The organism is Saccharopolyspora sp. 6M (assembly GCF_020176775.1).
In the GTDB taxonomy this organism is placed as follows: Bacteria; Actinomycetota; Actinomycetes; order Mycobacteriales; family Pseudonocardiaceae; genus Saccharopolyspora_C; species Saccharopolyspora_C gregorii.
The window spans coordinates 123915-130988 of sequence record NZ_JAIUJZ010000021.1; the positions used below are offsets into that span (position 1 = coordinate 123915).

At 74.0% G+C, this 7074-nt stretch carries 5 protein-coding genes; 1 reads left to right on the top strand and 4 read right to left on the bottom strand.

The genetic code is table 11. The features are described 5' to 3' along the window. Positions 1 to 153: 153 nt before the first annotated feature. The 3 genes from LCD31_RS04080 to LCD31_RS04090 form a co-directional block, all read right to left on the bottom strand. Positions 154 to 414 (bottom strand): hypothetical protein, encoded by a 261-nt coding sequence (locus LCD31_RS04080; protein WP_224956084.1) that lies wholly within the window; start codon positions 412 to 414, stop codon positions 154 to 156. Positions 415 to 489: 75 nt separating this feature from the next. Next, a complete protein-coding gene (locus LCD31_RS04085) occupies positions 490 to 3441 on the bottom strand; it encodes an AAA family ATPase (RefSeq protein ID WP_224956085.1) in 2952 nt (983 codons plus the stop codon). Next, complete coding sequence (locus LCD31_RS04090) at positions 3438 to 4619, bottom strand: exonuclease SbcCD subunit D (protein WP_224956086.1); 1182 nt, start codon at positions 4617 to 4619, stop codon at positions 3438 to 3440. The genes LCD31_RS04085 and LCD31_RS04090 overlap by 4 nt, the downstream gene beginning before the upstream one ends. Before the next feature lie 292 nt (positions 4620 to 4911). On the opposite strand from LCD31_RS04090, the gene LCD31_RS04095 reads away from it, so the two are divergent. Then, on the top strand, positions 4912 to 5841 hold the full coding sequence (locus LCD31_RS04095; RefSeq protein WP_224956087.1) for a DNA recombination protein RmuC: 930 nt from the start codon (positions 4912 to 4914) through the stop codon (positions 5839 to 5841). Positions 5842 to 5848: 7 nt separating this feature from the next. On the opposite strand, the gene LCD31_RS04100 is transcribed toward LCD31_RS04095, so the two are convergent. Then, positions 5849 to 6799: an alpha/beta hydrolase gene (locus tag LCD31_RS04100; RefSeq protein ID WP_224956088.1), complete on the bottom strand. Its 951-nt coding sequence runs from the start codon at positions 6797 to 6799 to the stop codon at positions 5849 to 5851. Between the last annotated feature and the right edge of the window lie 275 nt (positions 6800 to 7074).

The following is a 7074-nucleotide window of genomic DNA, read 5'->3' on the forward strand; positions in this document are numbered from 1 at the left end:
CCCGGGCCCCGCCCGGGGGGCCCGGGGGGGGGTCACCCCCGGGGTGTGGGCCTATGGGGGTAAATCCGGGCAAAACCCGCCCCCCGCCAAACGCGGCCCCCCCCGCCCCGGGGGGGGGGGCGGGGGGGGGGGCCCCCGATCCGGGTGACGACGTCAGTCGTCGTCCTGCTCGCCGTCGCCCTGGTCGTCCTCGTGGTCGTCGTGCCGGTGATCCTGCTGGTCGCCGTCGCGCTGGTCGTCCTGCTGGTCCGGGCGGTCGCCGTCCTGCTGGTCGCCGTCCTGCTGTTCCTGCTGCTGCTGCGATGGCGGGGCCGGGTCGTTGCAACCCGCGGTGACGGTGAGCGCGAGGAGCGCGCCCGCCGCGCCGCCGACGAGCTTGCCGACGCGGGAACGCATGATCGTGGAGTGAGCCATGACTCCGACATTAGGGAGCAATCCCCCAGCTGTCATCCGGTCGCTGCCCGTCCCCGCTGCGAGTCCGGGCGGGGGTCAGGTGTCGAGTTCGATGGTGGAGCCGTGGTCCCGCGACTTCCGGATCCGCAGCCGCACCCCGATCCGCTGGCGCATCTCGTCCACGTGCGAGACGAGCCCGATCACCCGGCCACCGGCGCGCAGCTCGTCGAGCGTGTCCATCACGAGATCGAGGGTGTTCGCGTCGAGCGTGCCGAAGCCCTCGTCGATGAACAGCGTGTCCAGCAGCGCCCCACCGGTCTCGGCGGCCACCACGTCGGCGAGGCCGAGCGCCAGCGACAGCGAGGCCATGAACGATTCGCCACCGGAGAGCGTCTTCGCCGAGCGGGTCTGCCCGGAGTAGTCGTCGAGCACGTCGAGCCCGAGCCCGCCCCGGGTGCCCCGCGCGCCCGCGGCGTCGGAGTGCACGAACGAGTAGCGGCCGTCGCTCATCCGCCGCAACCGCCGGGTCGCGGTGACCGCGACCTCCTCCAGCCGGGCGGCGAGCACGTAGGAGCGCAGGGACATCTTCCGCGCGTTCTGCCCACGCCCGTTGACGACGTCGGCGAGTGCTTCGAGTTCGGCGTGTTCGGCGAGCGCCGGGCCGAGCTCGTCCCAGGCCGCGCGCAGCCGGGTCGCGAGCCGCCGCACGTCCTGTTCGCGCTGTTCGACGCGTTGCGCGGTGATAGCGGCGCGTTCGGCGGCTTCGCGGGCGGTGGTGGCGGCTTCGGCGGCGGCGTCGAGCCCGACCTCGGTGTCGGCGTCGATGCCGAAGAGCTCTTCGCCGCCGAGCGCGGCCTGCGCGGTGGCGCGTCGCTGCTCGGCGCGGGTGAGGGCGTCGGCGAGCTCGGTGCGCCGGCTCTCGTCCCGTTCGGCGCGCAGCGCCTCGTCGACGTCGGCGAAGCCCGCGTCGACCGCCGCGGCCCGCAGGGCTTCGCGCTGCTTGGCGAGCCGGGCGTCCGCGTCGTCGCGGGCGGTGCGGGCGGCGACGAGGCGGTCGAGCCGTTCGACCTGGTCGAGCAGGTGCGCGCGGTGCGCGTCGATGTCGGGGTGCTCGCCGCGAGCGGCGTCCAGCCGGGCGGCACGGGCCTCGATCGCCTCAGCCAGGCCGGTGCGTTCGGTGCGCGCGGCGGCGATGCGCCGGTCCAGCTCGCCGCGCTGCTCGGTGAGCCGTTGCGCGGCGGATTCCAGTTCGGCGAGTTCCCGGCTGCGCGCCGGGGTCTGGTCGGCGAGCGCGCGCACCGCGTCGCGGCGTTCGGTGGCGGAGGTGGTCTCGGCGGCGAGGTCGTCGGTGCCGCGGTCGCCAAGGCGGTGCCGCAGCAGTTCGAGGTGCCTGCGCGCGTCGGTCTCCGCGGCGGCGGTGCTGTCGCGGCGGGCTTGGGCGCGTTGTTCGGCCTGCTGGGCACGTTCCTCGTCCTCGGCGCCGACCGAGTCGTCCACGGCCGAGCGCGGTTCGGGGTGGTCGGCGGACCCGCACACCGGGCACGGCTCCCCCGCGGTGAGTCCGGCGGCGAGTTCGGCGGCCATCCCGGCGAGCCTGCGGTCGCGCAGGTCCAGCACGGTCTCGCGGGCGCGCTGGTGCTCGTCCACGGCGCGGCGGGCGGCTTCGGCGGCCTGTTCGTGGGCCTGCTGCGCGGCGGGCACGGCGCGGGCGGTGCCGAGCAGGTCGGCGAGTTCTTCGACCTTCGCCTCGACCTGGTCGCGGCGGGTGGCCGCTTCCTTGGCCTCGTCGAGCCGGGTGCGGGCGGTGCTGATGCGGTCGGGCAGCGCGGCCTGCTGCTCGTCGAGCTCGGCGGTGGCGCGTTCGTCGGCGTCGATCCCGCGGTCGAGCTCGGCGAGCCGGGCGCGGTCGGTGTCCTGCTTGCGGGCTTCGGGGAGCAGTTCGGCGAGCGCGCCCGCGCGTTCGCGGTGTTCGCCGGAACGCCTGCGCAGCTCGTCGAGCGGGGCGTCCGGGTCGGGGCAGCCCGTTTCGGCGTGCGCGGCTTCCCGGGCGGCCCGGTCGAGTTCGGTCTCGGCTTCGGTGACGGCACGGCGCGCGGTGAGCACCGGCAGCACCCGCTGGGCGGAGTCGAGTTCGGTGCGCCACCGCCGGTGTTCGGTCTGTTGCGCATCGAGTTCGGCGAGTTCGGCGTGGGCGCCGCGCACCCGGCGGACCTTGTCGGCGAGCTCGCGGCGGGCGGTGAGCTCCTGTTCCGCGGCGTCGCGGCGGGCGGCGAGTTCGACGTGCTGCCGCCGAGTCTCGTCGAGCTCGGCGGCGAGGTGCTTCTCCCAGCTCTCCAGCCAGTGCCGCTCGTCGGCGCCGTTCTCCGGGTCCTGCCCGACGACCTGGGCGGCGCGGGCGAGCAGTTCCCGCACCTGCTGCTGGTGTGCTTCGACGTCGCGGCCGCGTTCCCGGCGGTGCTCGACGAACCACCGCTCGACGTCGGCGAACCGCTGGGTGCCGAACAGCTTCTCCAGCAGCTTCTCGCGTTCGGTGGTCTCGGCGCGCAGGAAGTTCGCGAACTCGCCCTGCGGCAGCAGCACGACCTTCGTGAACTGGTCGACGCTCATCCCGAGCAACCGCTGCACGCTGCGGTTGACCTCGTCGATGCGGCTGGAACCTTCGGAGGCAGCGTCGCCGGGCGCGTCGCCGATCCAGATCAGCGAGGCCTTGGCGTTGCGGGTGGTGGTGCCTTCGCCGCGCTTCTTGCGCTGGTCGTACTTGGGGCTGCGCACGACGCGCAGCCGGTGACCCTGCACGGTCAGCTCCAGCTCGACCGAGGTGGCCACGTCGTCGGCGGCGGTGTCGCAGCGCAGCTGCTTGACCTGTTCGCGCGCGCCGGGCACCGCGCCGTAGAGGGCGAAGCAGATCGCGTCGAGCAGGCTGGTCTTGCCCGCGCCGGTGTCGCCGTGCAGCAGGAAGAGGCCGTCGGTGCCGAGCGCGTCGAAGTCGACGTCGACCCGGTCCCGGTAGGGCCCGAACGCGGTGATCGCGAGCTGGTGCAGCCTCATTCCCGCACCTCCGCGACCTGCACGGCGTGCAGCGCTTCGGCGAGCAGCGCGCGTTCGCCACCGGTGGGTTCGGATCCGCGGCAGTCGGCGACGAACCCTTCGGCGATGGTGGTGTCGTCCCGCCCGCGCACGGCCTCGGAGTAGCGCAGTTCCGCGGTGGCGCGGCCGTTCTCCGGCTGCCATTCGAGGTGGACCGCGTGCGGGAACCGCTCCTGCAGGGCGCGCATCGCGTCGACCGGCCGCACGTCGTCGGTGAGCGTGGCGGACAGGAAGCACTCCTCGAACTCGGCGTACTCGGGTTCGGCGAGCAGCGCGTCGAGCCGGCCGCGGACGGTCGCGAGCGCGCGCGGCACGGGCAGTTCGTGGCGGCGCACCTCGTGGAGCCCGTCGGCGTCGAGGTCGACGAGCCAGGCGGATTTCCGCTGCCGCGCCTCGGAGAACGAGTAGGCGAGCGGGCTCCCGGAGTAGCGCAGGTGCTCGGCGAGGGTCTGCGGCCCGTGCAGGTGCCCGAGCGCCACGTAGTCCACGCCGTCGAAGACCGAACCGGGCACGGTGTCGACACCGCCGACGGCGATGGGCCGTTCGGATTCGCTGGCGTCGCCGCCGACGACGAAGGCGTGCGCGAGCACCACGGACCGTGTTCCGGCGGGCCGGCCCGCGAGGTCGGCCCGGACGCGGTTCATCGCCTCGGCGAGCACCGGTTCGTGCCCACGGCCCTGGACCGGGGCCGCGCCGGGCACGTCGGGCAGCGAGTCGAGGACCTGGCGGGCCGGATCCGGTTCCAGGTAGGGGATCCCGTAGAACGCGACGGGCCCGTGCTCGTCGTCGAGCAGCACGGGTTCGTGCAGCCGGGAGATGCGGGTGCGCAGGTGCAGCCCACCCGCGGCGGCGAACTCGCCGAAGGCGCCGACGCGGGCGGCGGAGTCGTGGTTGCCGGGGGTGACGACGAGCCGCGCCCCGGCCGCGCGGAGCGCGCCGAACACGCGCACGCAGGTCTCCACGGCCTCGCCGGAGGGCACGGCGCGGTCGTAGAGGTCGCCGGAGACGACGACCACGTCGACGTCTTCGGCGGTGACCAGGTCGGCCAGTCCGGTGAGGACCGCTTCCTGCTCGGCGAGCAGGTCTCGGCCGTGAAACGTCCGCCCCACGTGCCAGTCGGAGGTGTGCAGCACCCGCATGGCGGTCAAGTTACCGAACGGCTCCGGCCTCGATCACGCTGCGTCGGGGGCCGTTGAGACGCTGCCGCGACATCGTCTTCGCAGGTGATCGACACCGCGGCGGACTCGCGGCGGGCCCGGCGGCGGTCCGGTGAGCCGCTGCGCCGACACGCGGACGGCGAGTCTGACGTGCGCTCCTGCCAGGGAGAACGCGGCCGATCGGGCCGATCCGGTGGCCCTCGCCCCGATCGGGACCGGATCACCGGCCGGATGCGGAATGATCAGGACCGTTCCCGGCCGAGAGGAGATCGCCATGGGCGTGCTGATCGCCGTCGTGATCGTGCTGGTGCTGCTGTTCGCGGCCGCGCTGGTGCTGATCTGGCGGCTCTACACCGACTCCGCGCACCGCGCCGACGAGGCGTTGCGCATGGTGGAGTCCGAACGCGCCCGCACCGTGGAGCAGCAGGCCGCGCTGCGCCGGTACGAGGTGGCGTTCGCGTCCATCACCGGGCGCGGCGAGCTCGGCGAGCAGGTCCTCGTCGAGACGGCGAAGTCGTTGGGGCTGCGGGAAGGCGTCCACTTCAGCGTGCAGACCGACCTGGCCGGTGGCGGCGCGGCGCGGCCGGACCTGGTGCTCGCCGTCGGCGGCGGCAGGCAGGTGCCGGTGGACGCGAAGGCGAGCCTCGCGGTGTGGGCGGAGGCGATGGAGACCGACGACCCACAGGAGCGCGGCGATGCGCTGCGGGTGCACGTGCGCAACATCCGCTCGCGGGCGACCGAGCTGTCCGGCAAGGGCTACCAGCGCTGGGCGGACGCGATCTACGGGACGATCATGTTCGTGCCCTCGGACGCGGCCGTGGTCACCGCGCTGGACACCGATCCGAGCCTGCTGTCCTGGCTGCTGGACAAGCGGGTCTTCCTGTGCGGCCCCACGGGTTTCGCGGTGCTGGCCTCGGCCGCGCTGTTCGCGGCGACCGAGCGCACCATCGCGGAGGACATCGAGCAGGTGCGCTCGCAGGCGGTGCGCGCGCAGCGGGCCGCGTCCGGCGCGGTGGAGGCGGTGAACCTGTCCAGCACCCACCTGCAGCGCTTCGTCTCCGCCCGCCGCCGCGAGCTGGACGCGCTGGAGTCGTTCCGCGGCGCGGTGCAGCCGCTCGCGGAGGGCGCGGGCGGTGCCGCCTCGATCGGCACGGTGCGCCGGGAGGAGGAGGGGCTGGTGGGCAGCGACCCGGCCGAGAACTGACCTCGGGTCAGACGTGAGCGGCGAGGAACTCGTCGATCGCGTCCACGATCATCGGCACGCTCGGGCCGGGGGTGAAGCCGTGGTCGAAGTCGTCGTAGGGGTGCAGCGACACGTCCACGCCGAGTTCGCGCAGCTCGGCCGCGAAGTTGAGGCTCTGCGCGATCGGCACCAGCGAATCCTTGGTGCCGTGCTGGATGAGGTACGGCGGCTCGGCGCCGGAGAGGTTGCGGATCGGGCTGGCGGCGGCCGCGTGCTGCGGGCATTCGCTCGGCATGCAGCCGAGGTACTTGCGCACCGTCCGGCGCGAGTAGTCGGACAGCTGCGGGGTCGCCAGCTCCGCTTCGGCGCTCAGGTCCGTCGGCCCGAACCAGTCGATCACCGCGCGGATGCCGGTGAGCCCGCCCCCGGGTTCGCCGGGGTCGTCGGTGATCGCGCCGAGCTGCGAGACGAGCAGCCCGCCGGCCGAGGCGCCCCACAGGACCACGCGGTCGGCGTCCAAGCTCCACGTGCCTGCACGCGACTGCAACCAGCGGACCGCATCCGCGACGTCCTCGACCTGCGCCGGGGCGGGGGCGAGATCGCTGAGCCGGTAGTCCACCGTGGCCACCGCGAAACCGCGGCTGATCATGCGCTCGGCCGCGAGCGATTCGGCGGCGCCGCCGACGGCGCGGTGCCCGTCGAGGCCACGGTCACCCGCGTCCCAGCCGCCGCCGTGCGCGTACACCACCAACGGGTGCGGTCCGGCACCTGCGGGCAGGAACAGGTCCAGCGCGAGCGGCCCGGACGCGCGCGTCGCGTACACCTGACCGGTGACGACCCGCGCCGCGCCGAGGTCGGCGGCGGCCGCTCCGATCAGCGTGCCGCTGCCGGAACCGGCGGAGACGGCGCAGCCGGCGGTCACGGCCAGCACCGCCGTTCCGGCCAGCACCGCTCGCCAGATCCGCCGCGCCGAGACCATGCCGCCCTCCCGGAACCGTTGGCTCCGTCCACCGGCGCCGACCGCTGAGGACCTTAACAAGGCCCTCACCCGTTCGGGTGGCACTAGTACCACCCGCAAGAAACCAGGACGAACAACCCGCCCGCGACCTCCCCCGACGCCCCATCGTCCTTCCTGTCAGCGGCGAAGCCGCTGAGCGGAGACCCAGCACGCAACGGGACCACCCGCGGGTTCTCAGCGGGATTCTCGCGAGGACAGCTTTTTCGCCTGTGGCGGAGCCACTCGGGAAAAAGATC